Annotated in this window: 14 protein-coding genes; 9 read left to right on the top strand and 5 right to left on the bottom strand. The window is 63.3% G+C overall.

Features of this window, described 5'->3' with window-relative positions; genetic code table 11:
* Window positions 1-135: 135 nt before the first annotated feature.
* The 4 genes from ACE3TY_RS10520 to ACE3TY_RS10505 all read left to right on the top strand — a co-directional run bounded on the left by ACE3TY_RS10520 (window position 136) and on the right by ACE3TY_RS10505 (window position 4,661).
* A complete protein-coding gene (locus ACE3TY_RS10520; protein WP_374652985.1) occupies window positions 136-1,284 on the top strand; it encodes an aminotransferase in 1,149 nt (382 codons plus the stop codon).
* An 11-nt stretch (window positions 1,285-1,295) separates the two neighbouring features.
* A complete protein-coding gene (locus ACE3TY_RS10515; RefSeq protein ID WP_374652984.1) occupies window positions 1,296-1,598 on the top strand; it encodes a hypothetical protein in 303 nt (100 codons plus the stop codon).
* A gap of 7 nt (window positions 1,599-1,605) precedes the next feature.
* Window positions 1,606-3,825, top strand: coding sequence for a N,N-dimethylformamidase beta subunit family domain-containing protein (locus ACE3TY_RS10510; RefSeq protein ID WP_374652983.1), 2,220 nt, complete (start codon window positions 1,606-1,608; stop codon window positions 3,823-3,825).
* Window positions 3,826-3,959: 134 nt separating this feature from the next.
* The gene (locus ACE3TY_RS10505) at window positions 3,960-4,661 is read left to right on the top strand and encodes a DsbA family oxidoreductase (protein ID WP_374652982.1); all 702 of its coding nucleotides are present in this window, start codon (window positions 3,960-3,962) and stop codon (window positions 4,659-4,661) included.
* 161 nt (window positions 4,662-4,822) lie between these two features.
* Here ACE3TY_RS10505 and mfd read toward each other — a convergent pair whose 3' ends face one another.
* Both mfd and ACE3TY_RS10495 read right to left on the bottom strand, forming a co-directional pair.
* Complete coding sequence (gene mfd, locus ACE3TY_RS10500; protein WP_374652981.1) at window positions 4,823-8,302, bottom strand: transcription-repair coupling factor; 3,480 nt, start codon at window positions 8,300-8,302, stop codon at window positions 4,823-4,825.
* Window positions 8,295-8,597: a succinate dehydrogenase assembly factor 2 gene (locus ACE3TY_RS10495; protein ID WP_374652980.1), complete on the bottom strand. Its 303-nt coding sequence runs from the start codon at window positions 8,595-8,597 to the stop codon at window positions 8,295-8,297. The genes mfd and ACE3TY_RS10495 overlap by 8 nt, the downstream gene beginning before the upstream one ends.
* A 75-nt stretch (window positions 8,598-8,672) precedes the next feature.
* Here ACE3TY_RS10495 and recG point away from each other — a divergent pair, with 75 nt between their 5' ends.
* Window positions 8,673-10,754 (top strand): ATP-dependent DNA helicase RecG, encoded by a 2,082-nt coding sequence (recG, locus tag ACE3TY_RS10490; RefSeq protein WP_374652979.1) that lies wholly within the window; start codon window positions 8,673-8,675, stop codon window positions 10,752-10,754.
* Here the strand turns inward: recG and ACE3TY_RS10485 are convergent.
* Complete coding sequence (locus ACE3TY_RS10485) at window positions 10,746-11,459, bottom strand: DUF502 domain-containing protein (RefSeq protein WP_374652978.1); 714 nt, start codon at window positions 11,457-11,459, stop codon at window positions 10,746-10,748. The genes recG and ACE3TY_RS10485 overlap by 9 nt on opposite strands.
* 108 nt (window positions 11,460-11,567) lie before the next feature.
* Here ACE3TY_RS10485 and ACE3TY_RS10480 point away from each other — a divergent pair, with 108 nt between their 5' ends.
* Both ACE3TY_RS10480 and ACE3TY_RS10475 read left to right on the top strand, forming a co-directional pair.
* Window positions 11,568-12,113, top strand: a complete 546-nt coding sequence (locus tag ACE3TY_RS10480; RefSeq protein WP_374652977.1) for a PAS domain-containing protein — start codon at window positions 11,568-11,570, stop codon at window positions 12,111-12,113.
* A complete protein-coding gene (locus tag ACE3TY_RS10475) occupies window positions 12,100-12,957 on the top strand; it encodes a tetratricopeptide repeat protein (protein ID WP_374652976.1) in 858 nt (285 codons plus the stop codon). The genes ACE3TY_RS10480 and ACE3TY_RS10475 overlap by 14 nt, the downstream gene beginning before the upstream one ends.
* Before the next feature lie 3 nt (window positions 12,958-12,960).
* Here ACE3TY_RS10475 and ACE3TY_RS10470 read toward each other — a convergent pair whose 3' ends face one another.
* On the bottom strand, window positions 12,961-13,551 hold the full coding sequence (locus tag ACE3TY_RS10470) for a hypothetical protein (protein WP_374652975.1): 591 nt from the start codon (window positions 13,549-13,551) through the stop codon (window positions 12,961-12,963).
* Between the two features lie 84 nt (window positions 13,552-13,635).
* Window positions 13,636-14,871, bottom strand: a complete 1,236-nt coding sequence (locus ACE3TY_RS10465; protein WP_374652974.1) for a D-alanyl-D-alanine carboxypeptidase family protein — start codon at window positions 14,869-14,871, stop codon at window positions 13,636-13,638.
* Between the two features lie 132 nt (window positions 14,872-15,003).
* Between ACE3TY_RS10465 and ACE3TY_RS10460 the strand changes: the two genes are divergently transcribed.
* Entirely contained in the window at window positions 15,004-16,758 is a 1,755-nt protein-coding gene (locus ACE3TY_RS10460; protein WP_374652973.1) for a tetratricopeptide repeat protein, read from the top strand.
* Window positions 16,759-16,777: 19 nt separating this feature from the next.
* Complete coding sequence (locus ACE3TY_RS10455) at window positions 16,778-18,175, top strand: aminotransferase (protein WP_374652972.1); 1,398 nt, start codon at window positions 16,778-16,780, stop codon at window positions 18,173-18,175.

Here is an 18,175-nt window from a genome sequence, read left to right as displayed (position 1 = left end):
GCAAGCCGATGATGAAGCATTCGGCCGGCCTTGTCCCGCTGTTACATTCGCCGGAAATTCGACGCTAGAACAGTGGGTTGACAACGTGTGGCGCGCGTCGCACAAGGATCGGCCGCCTTTGTTACGAGTGCTCGCATGAATCCGATCTTCGCCCGGACCTCAACCAGCGTCTTCGAAACCATGTCCCGCCTGGCGCGCCAGTTCGACGCCGTCAATCTGGGGCAAGGCTTTCCCGACGATCCGGGACCTCTTGACGTGCGCCGGAAAGCGGCCGAAGCGGTTGTCGATGGCTGGAACCAGTATCCGCCGATGATGGGGATTCCTGAACTCCGCCAGTCGATCGCGCGCCACTACAAACGCTTCCATGCCCTTGATCTGGATTGGGAAAATGAGGTCATGGTGACCTCGGGCGCCACCGAAGCGCTGGCCGGCGCCCTCCTCGCCCTGATCGAACCGGGCGACGAGGTGGTGCTGTTCCAGCCGATGTACGATGCCTACCTGCCGCTGGTGCGGCGCGCGGGCGGGATTCCCCGCTTCGTGACGCTGAAACCGCCCCTTTGGGGGATCGATGAGGGCCAGCTGCGGGCCGCTTTCAGCCCGAAGACGCGGGTTGTACTGCTCAACCACCCGCTCAATCCGACCGGTTCGGTTTTTTCACGGGCTGACCTCGATCTGCTGGCCAAATACATCGTCGCGCACGATGCCATCCTGGTCTGCGACGAGGTCTGGGAGCACCTTTTGTTCTACAATGTAGAATATAGCCCGACCCTAACCATCCCGGAACTGCGCCGAAAAACGCTCAAAATAGGCTCCGCGGGGAAGATCTTTTCACTTACCGGATGGAAAGTCGGTTTCGTCTGCGCCGCGCCTGAGATCCTGAAAGTGGTTGCAAAGGCGCACCAGTATATAACCTTCACCACCCCGCCCAGCCTGCAGGCGGCGGTGGCCTACGGGCTCGACAAGCCGGATGACTACTTCGCCGGCATGCGGCGCGACTTCCAGGCGGCGCAGGACCGTTTCGCCGACGGCCTCACCAAGCTTGGCTTCGCCGTCATCCCGTCGAACGCCACCTACTTCCTCAATGTCGACCTCACCAAAGGGCGCTTTGCCGGCATGGACGACAATGCCTTCGCCAAGCTCCTGGTCGAGGAAGCGCGCGTAGCGTCGATCCCGGTCAGCGCTTTCTATGCGGAGGATGCGGTGACGAGCGTGGTGCGGTTCTGCTTTGCCAAGAAGTTCGAGACGCTCGACGAGGCGCTGCGCCGAATCAGCAAGCTCTGCTAGGGTGCCGCCCCATGTACGATATCGATCCCAGCCGCATCGATCTGGCGCAGGAGTTCAAGCGCAAGCCCTTCGGCCGGCATAGTGCTGAGCTGCAGCGCGTGCTCAACCGCATGCGCTCGGAGCCGTTCGAAGGGCATTACGTGCTGCTGCGCGACAATCGCTTCGGCCCGTGGAAACTCGCCCAGCTCGGCCGCCGCCCGCAAGACCCGATGATTCTGACCGGCGATCTGTTCCAGGACCGCATCGAGGCGGAATGGGCCGTTTTCAAGTTGCGCTGGAAGCGATTGACCGGCCAGGACCTCGCACTGGATTGATGTGACCATGCTCAAGATCGTCGGCTATACGGACCGCCCCTCGGCACGCCCCGGCGAACGTCTTGATTTCAAGGTCTCGTGCGAGGGTGGCGGCAGTGCCTTCGATGCGCGCATCGTGCGCCTCATCTGCGGTGACGATGGGCCGGCGAGCCCGGGCTACAAAGCGATCCCGGTCGATGCCAAGGTGAACGGCAGCTATCCCGGCCGCAAACAGGCGGTCGATGCGGGCTCCTACATGCTGGTCAAGCAGCCGGCGACGTTTCTCAGCTCCGCCGGCTTCACCATGGCTGCCATCGTGCAAGGGCATTGGATCGACAAGGAAGCCCCGCAAACCATCATCGCCTGCCATGACGTTTCGCAAGCTGGCTCCACGCGCGGCGTCACACTCTGCCTCGACCGCAGCGGCGCCGGCGCCGTCACGGTGGGCGACGGGCGCGGACAGATCACATTGGGCACCGGGCGGCCGCTGGCCTCAAAGCGCTGGTATCTGCTGGCGGCGAGCTACGACGCGACAGACCGGCGCCTTGTCGTCATCCAGCGACCGCTCGAGCGGCAGTTCGGCGAGCCCGATCACAGCGACGGATCGGCGGTCATTCCCTTCACCTTGCCGGACCTGACGGCGGCGACCATCACGGTCGGCGCATCGCTGATACCGGGTCAGGCCGGGCGGCGGCAGTCGCAGCATCATTTCGACGGCAAGGTCGAAGCGCCTGCCCTCTATGCCGGCTATCTCGACCCCTTGCGCATCAGTCACCCGAGCTGGGCATCGGTGCCCTGCATCGCGCGCTGGGATTTCAGCCGCGACATGGCCGCGAAGTCGGTCAAGGACCAGAGCGGAAACGGCCACGACGCCGAGCTCGTCAACCTGCCCACGCGCGCGGTGACGGGATCGAACTGGCATTCCGAGACCACAAACTGGCGCGAGCGGCCGGACCTTTACGGTGCCATCCATTTCCATTGCGACGATCTCTATGACATGGGCTGGGCGACGGATTTCGCCTGGACCCTGCCCGATGATCTGGCCAGCGGCATCTATGCCTGCGAACTGACGATTCCGGGTGGCGGCGAGGACATCCTGCCCTTCTTCGTGCTGCCGCCCAAGGGCAAGGTCACGGCCTCGGTCGCCTTGCTGGCCTCGACCTACACCTATCTCGCCTACGCCAACTCGCATCACGGCTATGAGGATGCCCTCTCCGAAGTCTGCTATGGTGCCTTGCTGGAACTGGGGCCGGCGGAGCAGTTCCTGAAAGAACGGCGCGATTTCGGTGTGTCGCTCTACGACCGGCATCGCGATGGATCGGGCAGCTCCTATTCCTCCTGGCTGAGGCCGATCCTCAATACGCGCCCGAAGCGCGCCATCTGGAACTTCAACGCCGATCTCCACATTACCGATTGGCTGCACGCGATCGGCCAGCCTTATGACATCATCACCGACGACCGCATCCATGCCGAGGGCGTCGAGCTGTTGAAGAACTATCGCTGCGTCATTGCCGGCACGCATCCGGAATATCACACGACGCAGATGCTGGATGCGTTCGAGCGCTATCAGAAGGATGGCGGACGGCTCATATATCTGGGTGGCAACGGTTTCTACTGGCGCATCGCGACCAACCCGGAATGGCCGGCCGCCATCGAAGTACGCCGGGGCGAAGCCGGCACGCGCTGTTACGAATTGCCGCCGGGTGAACGCTATCACGCCTTCAGCGGCGAGTTCGGCGGGCTGTGGCGCAGCCAGGGCCGCGCGCCGCAGAAGGTTTTCGGCGTCGGCTTCGTGACCGAGGGTTTCGACGCAAGCTCTTACTATGTGCGCCTGGCTGACAGTTTCGATCCGCGTGCCGCGTTCATCTTCGATGGAATCGGCGCTGATGAGCGGATCGGCGATTTCGGCATTCTCGGCGGTGCCGCCGGGCTGGAGCTTGATGCCGCCGATCCGGAATTGGGGACGCCATCGCATGCCCTGATCCTGGCAAAATCCGTCGAGCATTCGAACACGTTTCTGCTGACGCCGGAGGAATTGCTGGCGGGATTTCCGGGGTTGGATGCCATCGAGAATGACCGCTGCCGCGCGGAGGTCGTGTTCTTCGAAACACCAAGCGGCGGCGCGGTCTTTTCGACCGGATCGATCGGCTGGTCGAGCGCGCTGGCACACAACAAATATGACAACAATGTTTCGCGCATGACGCTCAATGTGCTGCGGCGATTTCTGGATCCGGAGCGTTTTGGGTAAGGCGGAGCCCGGTCGCCCCACCCCCTCTCCCTAACCCTCCCCCACGTTGGGGGGAGGGAACCCTATCGGGTTTGAGGTGGGTGTCGATTACAAGCTCGCTGCAATCCCCTCTCCCCAACGTGGGAGAGGGGGGGGTGCAGGCCGCTCGGCCCCTTGCCATCTTGCGTGTCGGCGAGGACAATACCGCCATGCTCTTGGAAATCTTCGCCGATACCGTTTGCCCCTGGTGCTATATCGGAAAGCGCCGGCTGATGCGCGCGCTGGCCAATCGGCCGCAGCCGGGTCTGATCATTCGCTGGCGGGCGTTCCAGCTCAATCCGGGCATGCCGATGGCCGGCATCGACCGCGCGCAGTACATGACGGCGAAGTTCGGCTCGCTGGAGCGCGCGCAGCGCGTCTTCGACAGTGTGGCCCGTGTCGGGCGCAATGAGGGGATTGAGTTCCAGTTCGAGCGCATCAAGCGCACCCCCAATACGCTGCGCTCACACCGGCTGCTGCAGGCGGCGGCGCGGATCGGACGTGAGGGCGCACTCCTCGACCGGTTCTATGGCGCCTACTTCACCGAAGGCGCCGATATCGGCGATCCGGATAAGCTGGTGGGCTTGGCCGAGGAAATGGGATTGCCGGCCGACATGGCGCGTGCGGCGGTCGAAGGCATCCCGGAGATCGATCTGGCTCTGGCCGAGGATTTCCAGTCGCGGCGGCTCGGCATCACCGGCGTCCCCTATCTCATCTTCAATGGCCGTTTCGGGCTATCGGGCGCGCAAGAGCCGGAAGTGCTCTATTCCATGTTCGACCTCGCCCGTGAGGACGACAAGGAGCGGTTGGCGTCTTGATAGATTGCGTCAGCGGCAACGCCCCCTCACCCTGCCCCTCTCCCGCGAGGGGAGAGGGAATCGCATGTGAAGTTATTTCAGGTCGTCATCCCCGGGCTTGACGAATTAGGGTACATGCGATTGCCCTGCCCTGGTGGGAGAGGGGTTGGGGTGTGGGGAAGTCATGCCGCCATTTCGGCTAGCTTGTCCATCAGCTTGCGCACACCGCCGACGCGCGCGTCAGCGTTCAGCCAGTCCTGGCGGTAGACCAGTTTCTGGTCGGGGCGGACTGACATGATATCGGAACGTTTCGAGATGTAGTCGATGAGGCGGTCGGGCTTGGCGTAGCGGTTGTTGCGGAACGAGAGGACCGCGCCCTTGGGACCGGCTTCGATGCGTTCGATGCCGGCGGAGCGGCAGAGGCGCTTCACCGCCACGATCTTCAGCAGGTTTTCCACCTCGTTCGGCAGCGGGCCGAAGCGGTCGATCATTTCGGCGGCGAAAGCTTCGGCTTCCTGGTCGTTCTCCAGCGTAGCGATGCGGCGATAAAGGCCCAGCCGCACCGAGAGATCGGTGACGTAGCTTTCCGGAATGAGCACCGAAGTGCCCAGATTGATCTGCGGCGCCCATTCCTGTTTCTGCTGCGCGCGGAGATCGCCACGGGCTTCCGCCACGGCCTCCTCGAGCAGCTGCTGGTAGAGCTCGACGCCCACTTCCCGCACCTGCCCCGACTGTTCCTCGCCCAGCAGATTGCCGGCGCCGCGAATGTCGAGATCGTGGCTGGCGAGCGTGAAACCGGCGCCCAGCTGGTCCAGCGTCTGCATCACCTCGAGGCGCTTCTGCGCGGCCTCGGTGAGGTTCTTGTTGGGCACGGTCGTCAGATAGCAATAGCCGCGCAGCTTTGAGCGGCCGATGCGTCCGCGCAGCTGATAGAGCTGGGAAAGCCCCAGGATATCGGCGCGATGGATGATCATCGTATTGGCGCTGGGAATATCGAGGCCGGATTCGATGATGTTGGTGGCGAGCAGCATGTCGTAGCTGCGGTCGTAGAAGGCGGTCATCGCCTTTTCGAGCACCGTTGCCGACATCTGGCCATGGGCGGTGACAATCTTCACCTCCGGGACCAGCTTGCGGATGCGTTCCGCCACCGTTTCCAGATCCTCGATGCGCGGGCAGACATAGAAGATCTGGCCGCCGCGGAACTGTTCCCGGAGGATCGCTTCGCGGATGACGACGGGATCGAAGGGCAGCACGAAGGTGCGCACCGCCAGGCGGTCGACCGGCGGCGTGGTGATGAGGCTCATTTCGCGGATGCCGGTCAGCGCCAGCTGCAGCGTGCGCGGAATCGGCGTCGCCGTGAGTGTCAGCACATGAATGTCGCCGCGCAGTTCCTTCAAACGCTCCTTCTGGCCGACGCCGAAATGCTGTTCCTCGTCGACGATAAGGAGGCCGAGATCCGCGAATTCGATCGACTTCGACAAAAGCGCGTGCGTGCCGATGACAATCTCGACTTTGCCTTCCTTGAGGTCGGCCTTGGTTTCCTTCGTCTCCTTGGCGCCGACCAGCCGCGAAAGCTGGCGAACCTGCACGGGAAAGCCCCGGAACCGCTCGGTAAAGGTCTTGAAATGCTGGCGGCAGAGCAAGGTCGTGGGCGTCACCACGGCAACCTGCTTGCCGCTCATGGCGGCGACGAAGGCAGCACGCAAGGCGACCTCGGTCTTGCCGAATCCGACGTCACCGCAAACCAGGCGGTCCATTGGCTTGCCGGCAGCCATATCCGTCATCACATCGTCGATGGCGCGCTGCTGGTCCTCGGTTTCGGCATAGGCGAAGCGGGCACAGAATTCGTCGAACAAGCCAGCGGGCGCCTGCAACGGATCGCTTTCGCGGATAGCGCGCTGCGCCGCCACCTTGAGGAGGTGATTGGCGATGTCCTTGATACGCTGCTTGACGCGGGCTTTCCTCGCCTGCCAGGCGGCGCCGCCCAATTTATCGAGTTCGACAAAGGCATCCTCGCCGCCATAGCGGGTGAGGACTTCGATGTTTTCGACCGGCACATAGAGCTTGTCATTGCCGGCATAGGTGAGCCGCAGACAATCATGCGGTGCGCCGCCGACATCGAGGGTTTCCAGACCTTCATAGCGGCCGACACCATGATCGACATGGACGATGAAATCGCCCGCGGCGAAATTGGAGAGCTCGGCCAGGAAGGTCTCGGTCTTGCGCTTCCTGGTCACCGTGCGCGTCAGGCGGTCGCCGAGAATGTCCTGCTCGGTCACCACCAGCAGGTCGTCGGCGCGGTAACCCTGCTCCAGCCCCAGAACGGCGCGGCCGAGCGTGTCGCGCGGCCAGGCCATGAATTCGGCGAGACTGCCGATGGCGACCTGCTTGGCCAGGCCGTGTTCGCCCAGCAGGTGTCCGATGCGCTCAACGGCGCCCTGGCTGACGGCGGTGAGCAGTACGCGCTTGCCCGTCTGCTGTTCGGCGCGGATGGCCTTGGCGGCAGCGTCATAGACATTGATGTCGGGATTGATGCGGGCTTCGGCAAAGTTAAGGCCCGGCGCCCCCATCGCACGCAAGGTCGTCGCGGCGCCGGTGCCGAAATGATGGAAGGCGAAGATCGTGTGCCGGCGGGCGAGATTCTTCCAATCGGCATCGGTGAGGTAGAGCTGATCGGGCGGCAGCGGCTTGTAGGCCGTGGCGCCGGATTCCTTCTCGGCCCGCTGCAGATCGCGCCGGGCCGAATAGAAATCGGCGACGGTATCGAGGCGCGCGCGCTTGGCTTCGTCAGCCTGATGATCGAGGGTGATGACACATTGCGGCAGGTAACTGTCGAGGGTCACCAGGGGTGCCCCGAACAACGGCAGCCAATGCTCCATGCCCGGATAATGCCGGCCGGCGCTGATGGCTTCGTAGAGCGGATCGTCGGAGCCGCTTGAGCCGAAGGTCTGACGGTAGCCGGTACGGAAGGCTTCGATCGCAGCCGGAGTCAGCGTGATCTCGTTGACCGGCTTGATCTGGAAGCGGTCGAGCTTTTCCTGACTGCGCTGCGTCAGCGGATCAAACAGGCGGATATCCTCGATCTCGTCGCCGAAGAAATCGATGCGCAGGGGTTGCGGCGTTCCCGGCGGGAAGAGATCGACGATGCCGCCCCTCAGCGCGAACTCGCCGGGTTCGCTCACCGTCGCATTCCTGAGATAGCCATTGCCGAGCAGATAGGTCATGAGCGCGTCCTGGCCCAGGGACTTACCCTTGACGAGGTCGAGACCGGCATTGCCGAAGGATGCGGCACCCGGGACTTTCTGCAGCATGGCACCGACCGTGGTGACGACGATGGGCAGAGGCCGGCCGCTGGCGCCGGCCGCGGCCAGCGCGCTCAGCGTCTCGATGCGCGCGGCCAGGATATCCCGGTGCGGCGAGGAGCGGTCGTAGGGCAGGCAGTCCCAGGCCGGGAAAGACAGAACCTCGAGATCGGGCGCCACGAATTTCAGCGCCTCGGCCATGCGGGTCATGCGCAGATCGTCGCGCGCCACATGGAGGACGCCGTTCAAGGTGCGGGCGCGGGCGATGCCGGCCACCAGTTGAGCGTCGTGGCCATCGGGCACGCCGGCAACATCGTGGCGCCCGGCCTCGGGGACGTCGAAGGGCAGCTTCTCACGCATCAGGCGCCCTCACCCGAAAGGCGCCCTCACCCGAAAGACGTCGGCGGCCGAAGGCGACAAGAAGCTCGGTCACCGGGCTCTGGAGGCGCGGCGGCAGGGGCTCGCGCCCCGAGAGCCAGTCATAGATGTCCGGGTCGATTTCAGTCAGGAAAGCCGCCAAAGCCTGTAACTCGTCCGCACTCAGTTCCGCCAGATGCGCATCGGCAAAAGGCCCCAGAACCAGGTCAAGTTCCTTGGTGCCGCGATGATGGCATTGGAACATCAGCTTTTTGCGCTGCCGCTCCACCTCGTCCATGCCGATACCCTTCCCTCTTTACCGTTTGGCGCATAGACTCCCCCCGTTTCCAGCTGCAGCCGGACCCGGATTCTCTTGCGACCGCAAATCCTTTACCCGCTCTTTGCGTCGGTGACCAGCCTGCCCGGCATCGGGCCGAGGCTGGGCAAGCTGTTCGAAAAGCTGACCGGCCCCAGCGTCGTGGGGCTGCTGTGGCATCTGCCCACGGGCATGCTGGAACGGCAGCAGGAACCGCCGATCGATACGGTCGTGGACGGGGCCACGGTGACGCTGAAGGTACAGGTGACGATTCACCTCGCGCCGCTCCGGCCGCGTCAGCCTTACCGCGTGTCCTGCGTCAACGATACGGGTGCCGTCGATCTGGTCTTCTTCAACCCGCGCGTCGAATATCTCACCAACCTGCTGCCGCCGGGTGAATGGCGCGTGGTGTCGGGCCGGGTGGAGCGTTACGCCGGCACGCTCAACATGGTGCATCCGGACTATATCCTGCCGCCGGAGCGCATGGCCGAGATCAAGAAGCTGGAGCCGACCTATGGCCTCACCGCCGGCCTGACCCCGCGCATGGTGTTGAAAGCCGTGGCGGCGGCGCTGGAGCGGGCGCCGGAACTGCCGGAATGGATCGACGCCCATGTGATGAAGCGGCATCAGTGGCCGAAATGGAAGCCGGCCATCGAGGCAGTGCATCATCCAAGATCGGGTGCGGATCTGGGAACGGATACACCGGCGCGCCAGCGTCTCGCCTATGACGAGGTGCTGGCGGCGCAAGTGGCGCTGGCCCTGGTGCGCCAGCATAACCGGCGCCTGGCCGGGCGGCCATGCGTCGCCACGGGGGCGCTCACGTCGCGGGTGAAGGCGAGGCTCCCCTACGACCTCACCGCCTCGCAGCGCCAGGCGATCGAGGAGATCGCCGCCGACATGGCATCGCCGCAGCGCATGCTCAGGCTGCTGCAGGGCGATGTCGGCAGCGGCAAGACGGTGGTGGCGCTCTTTGCCATGCTGATCGCGGCGGAAGCCGGTGGCCAGGCGGCATTGCTGGCGCCCACGGATATTCTGGCGCGCCAGCATTTCGCGACGCTGGAGCCGATGCTGCGCGCGGCTGGCCTGCGGCTGGAACTCCTGACCGGGCGCGATAAGGGCAAGAACCGCGACCGCATCCTCGAAGGGCTCGCCTCGGGCGACGTGCCGCTGGTGGTGGGCACGCATGCCCTGGTGCAGGAAAGCATCGTCTTTCAGGATCTGCGCCTCGCGGTGGTCGACGAGCAGCACCGTTTCGGCGTGCAGCAGCGCGTGGCGCTGTCCGAGAAAGGCAAGGGCGTCGATCTGCTGGTGATGACGGCGACGCCCATCCCGCGCACGCTCACCCTCACCGCCTATGGCGATATCGACGTTTCGCGCCTGACCGAAAAGCCGCCGGGACGCCAGCCGATCGACACGCGCACCATTCCGCTGGACCGGCTGGAGGAGGTGGCGGGCGGCCTCAAACGCGCCATCGCGCAAGGCAACCGCGTCTATTGGGTCTGCCCGCTCGTGGAGGAATCGGAGGTAATCGACCTCGCCGCCGCCAGCGAGCGCCATGACATGCTGAAGACTGTCTTCGGCTTGCGCGCCGGGCTGGTGCATGGGCAGATGAAGGCGGCCGAGCGCGACAAGACGATGGCCATGTTTCAGGCCGGGGAGCTCGACATCCTCGTCGCCACCACGGTGATCGAGGTCGGCGTCGACGTGCCGCAGGCAACCGTCATGGTGATCGAGCATGCCGAGCGCTTCGGCCTTGCCCAGCTTCACCAGTTGCGCGGGCGCGTCGGGCGCGGTTCGGGAAAGTCGAGCTGCATCCTGCTCTATCAGACGCCCTTGAGCGAGGCGGCGAAAGCGCGCCTCAACATCATGCGCGAGACCGAGGACGGCTTCCGCATCGCCGAGGAGGATCTGCGGCTGCGCGGTGCCGGCGAGCTGCTGGGCACGCGGCAGAGCGGCATGCCGGAATTCCACCTCGCCGATCTCGCCGCCCATGCCGACCTCATCCAGATCGCCCGCGACGATGCGCGCCTGCTGCTGGAGATGGATCCGGAACTGGTCAGCGAACGGGGTCTTGCCATCCGCGTCCTCCTCTATCTCTTCGAGAAGGACGCGGTGGTGAAGACGATCCGTTCAGGCTGAGGGTTTCGCTTTCCTGGGCGGAATCTTGCCGGGCGCCACGATGCCGCCGGAGACCACGAGCTTGATGCCGTCCTCGACCGACATGTCGAGATATTTGGCATCCGCGCGGGGCACGAAGATCAGGTAGCCCGAGGTCGGGTTCGGCGTCGTCGGCACGAAGATGGTGAGCGCATCGCCGCCGATGGCGGCGGACACTTCCGGCGGCGTCGTGCCGGTGACGAAGCCCAGTGTCCAGGCGCCGGGGCGTGGAAATTCCACCAGCACGCAATCGCGGAAAGCGGCCGACTGATTGGCCAGCACCGTCTCGATGATCTGCTTGATGGCGCTGTAGATGCTTCGGATGATCGGCAGCCGGTTGAGGATGCTCTCCATCAGCTGGCGCGTCAGGCGTCCGAATATCCCAGCGGTCACGGCGCCGATCATGGTCAGCACGATGAGGACGATGATGAGCCCGATGCCGGGGATCGAGAATGGCAGGTAGTTCTCCGGATTGTATTCCGGCGGCACCAGCGGCAGGACCGTCTGGTCGACCCAGTTGATGAACAGCCAGGCGATGTAGATGGTGAGAGAGACCGGTGCGGTGATGAGGATGCCGGCCAGGAAATAGTTGCGCAGGCGCACCCCGAGGCCCAGCCCATGCTTCTTGGGCTGCAGTTCCTCAGGCATTTCTGGGCCCGGCGCTGGCGGGATGTCCGGTTCGCTCATGATCGAGGGTATCCATGCTGTGACATTGCCCCTATCAAATAGAACTGGCAGGGTTGGCGCAACTCCGGCAGAATCTGCGGCATTGGGTGAATATTGGCTTTTCAGATCATGGCGGAACAGGACTGGATTGACGGGCTGATCTGTTTTTGCAACCGCAGACAGATCGATTCCGATGTGATCGACGGCGTGGAGGCGGCCTGGAACGGCCTGCGCGGGGACCGTCCCTACCCTGCCCGCGCCGAAATCGACCCACTCGCCTTCCGCAACTGGCTGCCCTACCTCTCGATCGTGGAACTGCACGAGGCGCCGTTCCGGGTCCGCTATCGCCTGGTCGGAACCGAGGTCGCGCGATTCTCCGGTGAGGACTTTTCCGGCAAATGGCTGCATGAGACCGATTGGGGCGAGAAGAGCCAGCAACTCAATCGGATGCTCTATCAACGCGTCTTCGACGAACGCGCGCCTATTTTCGGCCTGTCGCAGCTGACCTGGCAAGGCCGCTCGGATCATTTCTTTCAATGGGCCCTCTTCCCGCTCGGGCCCGCGGATGGCGGCGTTACGCATTGCCTCAGCGCCGACGATTTCACCCGCATTGCCGAACCCAGCGGGCTGTTGCGCGAAAGCGAGGGCGAGGATGGGGGCAATGACAATGCTTAAGCGTTTCCTGTTCTGCGCCTTGCTCCTGCTGCCGGCCGCCGCCCAGGCGCAGAGCACCACCGCCATCGATCCCGGTTCGGCCGCCTTCATGCATGGCGATTACGCGCTGGCGATGCAGGAATGGTGGAAGAAGGCGCAAGCCGGCGATGCCGAGGCGATCAACAATATCGGCATCCTCTACAACAAGGGATTGGGCGTCGAGCGCGACGCAACCAAGGCTGCCCAATGGTATCGGCGCGCGGCGGAGTTCGGCTATGCCAATGCGCAATTCAACCTTGCCAATCTGCTCTATTCCGGCGACGGGATAAAACGCGACCTCGATCAAGCCGCCGCCTGGTATCGGGAAGCCGCCCAGCGCGGGCACCTTGCTGCCCAATATTACCTTGGCCTGATGTATGTCGATGGCGAGGGTGTTCGGCAGGACAAAATCGAAGGGCTGAAATGGATCGTCAAAGCGGCCGATGCCGGCAATGCCGCCGCGCAATATGAAGTTGGCAAAATGCTGGTTGAAGGCGATGGGCTGCAGCCCGATCCGGTCAAGGGCGCAGAATACACGCTCAAGGCGGCGCATGCCGGCCATTCCAAAGCCGCCCTCCTGATGGCGCAGATCTATGCAACCGGGAACGGCGCGGAGAAGAATGATCTCGAAGCCTATGTCTGGGCCCGGATTGCGACCGACCGCTTGAAGCCGGGGCAGGATTCGAAGAAAGCCTATGCACTGATCGATGAATTGGAAAGCCGGCTGGAGGACGGGGCCATCAAAGCAGCCGAGCGGGTCATCGCCATCCGCAATCCGAAACCCGAAAGCAATGGCGACGGCCAGGGACAGCAGGCACCGCAATAGGCGCTATTGGTAGGTGGCCCCGGCGTAGATCTTCTCCAGGCGGGTAATCGTCTCGGCGGTGGAAACGGATTGGTCGCCACTGACCGGTTTGGCGACCAGGTCGATCACGATGACCGAGACGGCCCGCGTGCTGGCCGACCGGTTTTCAGAGCAGGTATAGTCATAATATGGCCAGCCATAGCCGAAGCCGTGCCGGTAACCATAATAGCCGAAACCAGGACCCCAGAACGGCGCAGGCCGGCAGCGTGGATAGGACTGCACGTCGATATCGCTGTCGGTCTTTTCGCTGACGATCCGAAAAGCGGGAGCGCCGCGTTCCTGGGCAAGGCGGGCTGCGTGCAGCAGTGCAAGATCGCGCACCTTCTCCTTCTCCGCCACGACGCGTGAATCAGCGCGTGGATTACGAGCCGATACCTTGACCTCGGCACCGCGATAGGTGACCTCGACCGTGTCCGGGTCGACATCGCGGTCACTGAACCCGAAATTGCCGGCAGCGGATAATGCCTGCATCGCGGGCCGTGGCGGCACCGGGGTACTGCAGGCTGCGACCGCAACAAGGAGCAGGGCGGATAGGCAAGACAGACCGATTTTCATGGCGTGATCATAACACCCACGGGTCCGGCCGGCTCCCCCACCGCAGGTACAGTCAAGAAAATGTGATCAAATGCCGCAGCATCTTCAGCGCCATTCGGCATCCGGATTGGAAAGAACAGCCGGACTGAGCGCCAAACAATAGCCATTGTCGGCCCAGACCTGCTTGCACGCTTTTCCGGCCTCCGCCTGGTCAAGGCCGACAAGGAGTGCCGAGTAGCGGGTCAGCCCTTCCCAGGTGCGCTGGATGATCGCGGGACGGCCTTTCTTTATGGTGCCCTTCAGGCGCGATTTCATCCTCGAGATGGTGGTTTCGGCCTGGGTCTTTTGCGGGAAGGCGCCGAACACGATGCCCCAACCGGAGATCCGCGCCGCGGTCGTTATCGTCGAATTGCCGTCTTCGGCGACACGCTGGTCGCAATCGCCGCCTTTGAGCAAGGTCGGCGGCGGCCCCAATTCCTCGGCCGAAATCTTGATCGTCATATCCTTGAGTTTCGGCATTTCGGCTGCCTGCGCCTGAAACCCGGCATTGAGCAACTGGGTCATCAAAGCAGCCCGCTCGCCCCGGCTACTGGCCCCGAGAACCACGCCGATCAGCCTGCGTCCGTTCCTTTTGGCCGAAGCCACCAGATTGTAGCCAGAACCGCAGGTAAAGCCGGTCTTCATCCCATCCGCCCCTTGATAGGAGGAGAGAATGCCGTTGACCGAAGGCTGCGTCCGACCCGCGATCGTGACGCTGCGCTTGCCGAAAAGCGGATAGTGTTCGGGGTAGCTTTCAAGAATGTGCAGGGCGAGCTCCGCCATGTCGCGCGCCGTCGTGACCTGGCCGGCATGTGGCAGGCCGGAGGCATTGCGGAATTCGGTTCGCGTCATACCGATCCGATGCGCTGTCGCCGTCATCATCTGGGCGAAACGCTCTTCCGTCCCGCCGATGGCTTCGGCCAAAGCCACGGCAGCATCGTTGCCCGAGACCACCAACATGGCGGTAAGGGCTTGTTCTACCGTTATCTTTTGTCCCTTCTTGAGACCGAATTTTGTTGGCGACTGGCCGGCTGCGTTGGCCGAGACCGTGATCTTGTCGCTGAAATGGATCTTTCCTGCCTTGGCCGCCTCGAAAACCATGAAGGCAGTCATCATTTTAGTCAGTGAAGCTGGATACCAGAGCGCATTGGCACCTTCGGCGCGCAGAATAGCGCCAGCATCGACATCGACCAGTACAGTGACATTTCGAGCCGCCGCGACGCTGGGCGCGAGAATGATAACAAGCGACAGAAAAAGCGCCGGAATCCGCCATCCGCCACGCCGCGACATGATCTGCAACATACTTCCCTCAAGTCCCAAAATCGGGTTGGATGTTAAGACATAAGTCAGAGACACGTGACAAGCCGTTTTAGGCATTGTTCCGGCATTCTGCGACGCTATGGTGACCGAAATGGAAGGCATTTGGGGGTATCAGTGATCCGAATCACGCGCAATCTCATGGTCGGCGGCTGTCTGCGCCTCGCGATTTCGGTCGGAGCGCTCAGTTTTGCGGCACTGCCAGCCTGGGCCGACTATCAGAGCGGTGTCGATGCCTATTACAAGGGCGATTTCCAAGCCGCTTACGATGCTTGGCTGCCGCTGGCCGAAGCTGGCGATGCCGTGGCACAGAACAGCCTTGGCGCCCTTTTCGACCATGGACTGGGCGTCACGGAGGATAATGCCGAGGCGGCACGCTGGTACGAGATGGCGGCGCAACAGGGCCTGCCGCTGGCCATGCGCAACCTGGGCAATCAATACGCCACGGGCCATGGCGTCCCCTTCGACCTGGATCTTGCCCGGCAATGGTATGAGAAGGCCGCTGCCCTGGGCGACCAGCAATCCGCCGCCCTGCTCGACCATCTGCGCCCGGCGACGACACCGCCATCGGATTCCGCGGCGGCCACCACCTTGCCGGCATTCAGTGCGCCGAGCACCACCGGCGTCCTGGCGCAACCCGTCGACAACGCCACCCCGGCCGCTTCCAGCACGGCAAGTTCCAGCGATGGCGACTTGACCATTCCCGACGCCCCGGCTGCGGAACCCGTGCCGGCACCCGCGAGCGATGCGCCGATCGCGCTCGATCTGGGTGGCAGCACGGTCACCATGCCCGCCGAAGATCAAGTGCCGGCACAGCCTGTTGCCTCCGCTCAGCCCGCGGCGGTACCAGTCCAGCAAGCCGCAGTAACGCCGATGCAGCCGGCAGCGCCGCGCGCCGACGGGAATTGGCTGATCGGCCAATGGCAAGGACCGTCGCTGGGCTGCCCGAAAGGCGGCGGCGTCGAATTCACCGATAGCGAAACGTTGAGTTGGTTCGACGGGCAGATTGCCGTGCGTCTCGCTTCGACCTACCGGATTTCCGGCGACAATATCGTCGTCACCGCCACGGGCAGCGATGGCGCGCCGCAGCAATACACTTATCAACGCAGCGGCGCCGACAAGATGATCATCGTCAGCATTCCGCAATCCATGCCGAAATCGCTGCTGGGCATCGCCTATCGCCGCTGCGGCCCGGCACCCAGCGTCACCCAATCCGCCGCTGCCGGGGCGTCGCCCGTACCGGCTGGAACGCCGGTGATCGGCTCCACCGCCCCCGCCGCTGCCGGCACACCCGCCAGCAGCCCTGCAGTGGAAACGAGTACCGCCGCGAGCAGCCCGGCGCCGACCGCCCCGGCGACGGCCGCGCAGCCGACGATCGCCGCGGGCGAGGCGCCGCAATATACGCTGAACGAACAATCGAACTTCGCGCGCGCGGTAGCCGCCAACGACGACAAGGCCGCGGAAGGCTGGAGAGCCTTTGAGCAAGGCCAGTATCAGGAGGCACTCGCCGCCTTCAAGTCGCTGGCGGATTCCGGCAACACCAACATGCAGGTGCTGGTCGGCAGCATGTACGATTACGGCCAAGGCGTGCCCCAGGACGATGTGCAGGCCTTACAATGGTACTTGATGGCGGCGGCGAGCGGAAATGCCAAGGGCCAGTATCAGGCCGCCAACCTCTACTTCAACAGCCCGAGCGTGCCGCAGGATATGATCGAGGCCTATCGCTGGGGCAGCCTGGCCGCCAAAGGGCCGGCCGGCCAGCCCGTGACGATCTGGGCCCAGCAATTGATATCGACGCTGACGGCAAACATGTCGCAGGACGATATCGACGACGCCAAGTCACTCGCCAAGAAATCCCTCAAGACAGAGTGACCGTTTTCCGGAGCCTTTCATGCTGCCCAATACCGCCTTCGATGCGGCCGATCTCGCCGCCAAGGACCGCGCGCATCTGATCCATCCCTGGGTCGATCTGGGATTGGTCAAGGACACCGAACCGCTGATCGTATCGGCCGCGGAAGGGGCCTATGTCTACAATGTGCACGGCGCGAAGATGCTCGACGGCATCGGTGGCATGTGGTGCGTCAATGCCGGTTACGGGCGCGGCGAGATTGCCGACGCGATGGCCGAGCAGGCTCGGCGGATGGCCTATTTTTCGCCCTTCGGTGTCATCGGCAATCCACCTGCGATCGAGTTCGCGCACCGGCTGACGCAGCATACGCCCGGCGATTTGAAGCACGTCTTCTTCACGACCGGCGGTTCTACCGCCGTCGATTCAGCTTTGCGCTTCGTCCACTTCTTCAACAATTTCCATGGTCGCAAGCAAAAGAAGCAGATCATCACGCGCGAATATGCCTATCACGGCTCGACCTACCTGACTGCCTCGGTTTCCGGTAAGCCGGCCGACCGCGGCAATATGGATCTCGAAACCGGCTTCATCCACCATCTGCCGGCACCCAATCCCTATCGCCGGCCCGAAGGGATGTCGCTGGAAGCGTTCTGCGATGCCAAGGTGAAGGATTTGGAGGACAAGATCCTTGAACTCGGTCCCGACAAGGTAGCGGCGTTCATCGCCGAACCGTTACTGGCCTCAGGCGGTGTGATCGTGCCGCCGCCCGGTTACCAGCGCCGCACCTGGGAGATATGCCGCAAATATGACGTGCTCTATATCTCGGACGAGGTGGTGACGGGTTTCGGGCGGCTGGGCCATATCTTCGCATCGAAGAACGTCTTTGATATCGAACCGGACATCATCACCTGCGCCAAGGGCCTGACCTCGGGCTATGTGCCGCTGGGCGCAATGATCGTGTCGGACCGGCTCTATTCGACGCTGACCGACAAGGCCGGTCGGGGCCAGACCTTTGCCAACGGCTATACTTACTCCGCGCATCCGGTGTCCTGTGCCGCAGGCATGGCCAATCTCGATATTTTCGAACGCGAAGATATTTGCGGGCATGTGCGCAAGACCGGGCCCTATTTCCGCGAGCGTCTTGGCGAACTGATCGAACTCGACATGGTCGGCGATGTGCGCGGCAGCCATTTCATGGTCTGCGTCGAATGCACCTCCGATAAGAAGAACAAGACCGTGCCGCCGGCGGAGTGGAATGTCGGGAAACGCATTTTCGAGAAATGCCAGACCAAGGGTCTGCTGGCCCGGCCGATGGGACACCTCATCGTCATGTCGCCGCCGCTCATCATCAACCGGGCGCAGATTGACAGTTCGGTCGAAATTCTCCGCCAAGGCATCGCCGAAGTGATGGGCGATCTGAAGCGCGAAGGCCTTTGGAAATAG

It is taken from the genome of Dongia sp., assembly GCF_041918875.1.
In the GTDB taxonomy this organism is placed as follows: domain Bacteria; phylum Pseudomonadota; class Alphaproteobacteria; order Dongiales; family Dongiaceae; genus Dongia.
The sequence above is the reverse complement of the archived record's forward strand: the minus strand, read 5'-3'. Positions and strand labels throughout refer to the sequence as shown.

Bases quoted from the DNA above. Each gene is read 5' to 3' on its own strand.
- ACE3TY_RS10485 (WP_374652978.1), bottom strand. From the start codon at position 11,459: ATGAGCGAACCGGACATCCCGCCAGCGCCGGGCCCAGAAATGCCTGAG.
- mfd (WP_374652981.1), bottom strand. From the start codon at position 8,302: ATGCGTGAGAAGCTGCCCTTCGACGTCCCCGAGGCCGGGCGCCACGAT.
- ACE3TY_RS10475 (WP_374652976.1), top strand. From the start codon at position 12,100: ATGACAATGCTTAAGCGTTTCCTGTTCTGCGCCTTGCTCCTGCTGCCG.
- ACE3TY_RS10455 (WP_374652972.1), top strand. From the start codon at position 16,778: ATGCTGCCCAATACCGCCTTCGATGCGGCCGATCTCGCCGCCAAGGAC.
- ACE3TY_RS10495 (WP_374652980.1), bottom strand. From the start codon at position 8,597: ATGGACGAGGTGGAGCGGCAGCGCAAAAAGCTGATGTTCCAATGCCAT.
- ACE3TY_RS10480 (WP_374652977.1), top strand. From the start codon at position 11,568: ATGGCGGAACAGGACTGGATTGACGGGCTGATCTGTTTTTGCAACCGC.
- ACE3TY_RS10515 (WP_374652984.1), top strand. From the start codon at position 1,296: ATGTACGATATCGATCCCAGCCGCATCGATCTGGCGCAGGAGTTCAAG.
- ACE3TY_RS10465 (WP_374652974.1), bottom strand. From the start codon at position 14,871: ATGTTGCAGATCATGTCGCGGCGTGGCGGATGGCGGATTCCGGCGCTT.
- ACE3TY_RS10520 (WP_374652985.1), top strand. From the start codon at position 136: ATGAATCCGATCTTCGCCCGGACCTCAACCAGCGTCTTCGAAACCATG.
- ACE3TY_RS10470 (WP_374652975.1), bottom strand. From the start codon at position 13,551: ATGAAAATCGGTCTGTCTTGCCTATCCGCCCTGCTCCTTGTTGCGGTC.
- ACE3TY_RS10510 (WP_374652983.1), top strand. From the start codon at position 1,606: ATGCTCAAGATCGTCGGCTATACGGACCGCCCCTCGGCACGCCCCGGC.